Source organism: Aminiphilus sp. (genome assembly GCF_029975095.1).
Lineage (GTDB): Bacteria > Synergistota > Synergistia > Synergistales > Aminiphilaceae > Aminiphilus.
This window is the reverse complement of sequence record NZ_JARKPW010000146.1, coordinates 1-2,726: the sequence shown is the minus strand read 5'-3', so window position 1 is coordinate 2,726 and position 2,726 is coordinate 1. Positions and strand designations below refer to the sequence as shown.

The 2,726-nt window shown below is 52.4% G+C and carries 4 protein-coding genes; all 4 read right to left on the bottom strand.

The annotated features are described in order from the left end of the window. Positions 1-523 (bottom strand): NusA N-terminal domain-containing protein (locus tag Q1K49_RS08920; RefSeq protein WP_300525242.1); only part of this gene is annotated, 523 nt, incomplete at its 3' end. After that, positions 507-1,040 (bottom strand): ribosome maturation factor RimP, encoded by a 534-nt coding sequence (gene rimP, locus Q1K49_RS08915; RefSeq protein ID WP_300525240.1) that lies wholly within the window; start codon positions 1,038-1,040, stop codon positions 507-509. The genes rimP and Q1K49_RS08920, both read right to left, overlap by 17 nt. Before the next feature lie 127 nt (positions 1,041-1,167). Then, the gene (locus tag Q1K49_RS08910; RefSeq protein ID WP_300525237.1) at positions 1,168-1,356 is read right to left on the bottom strand and encodes a hypothetical protein; all 189 of its coding nucleotides are present in this window, start codon (positions 1,354-1,356) and stop codon (positions 1,168-1,170) included. Between the two features lie 19 nt (positions 1,357-1,375). Beyond that, on the bottom strand, positions 1,376-2,726 hold a 1,351-nt coding region (gene guaB / locus Q1K49_RS08905), incomplete at its 5' end, for an IMP dehydrogenase (RefSeq protein WP_300525234.1).

Genomic DNA, 2,726 nt, shown 5'->3' with positions numbered 1-2,726 from the left:
TTTCACCTACAATCCGTTCCTCCCGAGGGAGAATCGCTTCGGTGCGGTCGTTCAACCGAACGAGGATGTGCTCGCCCTCGGTCTTGAAGATGATTCCATTCACAAGATCTCCCACGCGGTTCGCAAATTCGTCGAAGATGACCTGTCGTTCCGCATCCTTGATCCGTTGGATGATGACCTGTCTCGCGGTCTGTGCCGCAATTCTTCCGAATCCCTCCGGGGAAACTTCAATTCTGATGACATCTCCATGCACGACGTCCAAATAGCCCATTTCATGTGCCTGCGCGAGGGACAACTCGAGATCAGGCGAAGACACTTCTTCTACGACCATTCGAATTTCAAAAAGAGAAATCTCTCCGTTTTCCAGATCGAGATGAACCTCAAGGTTCTGATCACCTCCCTTGTGTTTCCGATACGCCGAAACCAGTGCCGCCTCCAGGCTCGAGGCGATGATTTCAATGGGAAGTCCCTTTTCTTCTTCTATCTGGCGAAGTGCTTTGAGGAAATCACGACCTAACTGCATGATCCTTCTCCTTCCCGCTCTTCTTCTTTTGCTGTTTTTGACCGCTCTCTTCAATCTCAAAGACAAGATGAGCTCGAGTAATTGTATCGAAAGGAATCGTTTCCTCGGAAGCATCCTCCAAGACAAGCGTCACCGCAAGCTCCGACACTGAAGCAAGACGCCCCACGACATCCCGATGCTTTCCCTTTCCTTTGGAGATGCGCACAAGCGCCTTCTTGCCGAGGAATCTCAGAAAATCAGAATACTTTACAAGGGGACGTTCAACCCCAGGCGAACTCACCTCAAAAAAATATTTTTCACTTGAAAAATCCATTTCATCAAGCACAGCGTTGATTTTTCTCGAGACTATTTCGCAATCCTTGATGGTAATGCCACCAATGGAATCAATGAGAACGCGTAGAATCCTCTTCTCGTTCTCCACGGTCCATTCCAGGTCGACGAACTCGAATCCAAGCTCTTCGACGCAACGCACGACCACGTCCCTCTGGAGAGCGACATTTTTCCCTCGCTCCTTCACGACGACACCTCCGTTTTTCCACGGAAGGGGACACAAAAAAGGAAGAGTGGGCACCGCCCACTCTTCTCGACAATCCTCCCCGTCCACACGATCTCTACGAATGGAGTATAGCATGTGACCCAAGACTCTACAAGCAGTCTCCCACGATAAAATCCGGCCACCATTCGTTCAATCCGACACTGAAGGATTCTTCGATAGGAATATCCATCAGGGAGTCTCCGAACACTTCCTCCTCCAACGCAGGCAGAAAGAGGTTTCCCATCCATGCGCGTTGCTTCTCGTTCTGATCGAGGAAAAACAATCGTCCTGGAGACACGACGAGCACCTCCTCGCTGTCATTCCATCCAGTAGTTCGGTGCCTCCTTGGTGATGGTCACGTCGTGGGGATGACTTTCCTTCATGGATGCAGGAGTAATCTTCACAAACTTCCCCTTCTCTTTCAGGTCCTTGATCGACGCCGCACCGACATACCCCATGCCGGACCGAAGTCCTCCCACCAATTGATACATGACGGCACCGAATCCGCCCTTGTACGGGACGAGTCCTTCTATTCCCTCCGGAACCAGCTTCTCCTCCTTGGTTCCTTCCTGAAAATATCTGTCCTTGCTGCACCCGCCCTTCATGGCTTCGAGTGATCCCATCCCTCTGTAGCTTTTAAACGAGCGTCCACGAAAAATGACAACCTCCCCTGGGCTTTCGTCGGTTCCGGCAAAAAGGGAACCGACCATGACCACGTCCGCACCTGCGGCGATAGCCTTGACAATGTCTCCGGAATAACGGATGCCTCCATCGGCGATGACCATTTTGCCAAGAGCGTGGGCAACCTGGGCAACCTGAAATACCGCGGCGATCTGAGGAACACCTATGCCGGCAACAATTCTTGTCGTGCAGATGGATCCGGGCCCCACACCGACCTTCACTGCATCGGCCCCGGCTTCGATGAGGTCTTTCGCGGCATCTCCCGTTGCGATGTTTCCTCCTACAATGCCGATCTCCGGATAGGTTTTCTTCAGATACCGAACCATCTCCAGAACGGCTCGAGAATGTCCATGCGCGGTATCCACCACAAGCACATCCACCCCGGAAGAAACAAGCAATTCCGCTCTTCGGGAAACATCCGCTCCTACACCGACAGCGGCACCGACGCGAAGTCTCCCTCTGGAATCCTTGCAGGCATTCGGAAACTCCTTGGCTTTCTGGATATCCTTGATGGTGATGAGCCCCTTCAAATGCCCCTCTTTGTCTACTATCGGCAGCTTTTCCACCTTGTGCTTCATGAGGATGCTCTTTGCATCCTCAAGAGTCGTACCCTCCGACGCGGTGATGAGATTCTCTTTGGTCATGATACAGGAAATCGGCTGTTCGTAGTCAGTAACGAAACGAAGATCCCGATTCGTGATGATGCCGACCAGACGGAGTTCACCATCAACAATGGGAACTCCTGAGATGTGATAGTGCGACATGAGAGATACGGCGTCCTCCACGCGGTTTTCGGGGTGGAGGTAAAACGGGTCCACGATGACACCCGATTCCGATCGCTTGACTTTATCCACCTCTCCCGCCTGCTGCTCCGGAGGCATGTTTCTGTGAATGATCCCCAAACCACCCTCTCTGGCCACCGCAATGGCCAGTCTCGCTTCTGTCACAGTATCCATGGCGGCGCTACAGATGGGAACATTCACGGCA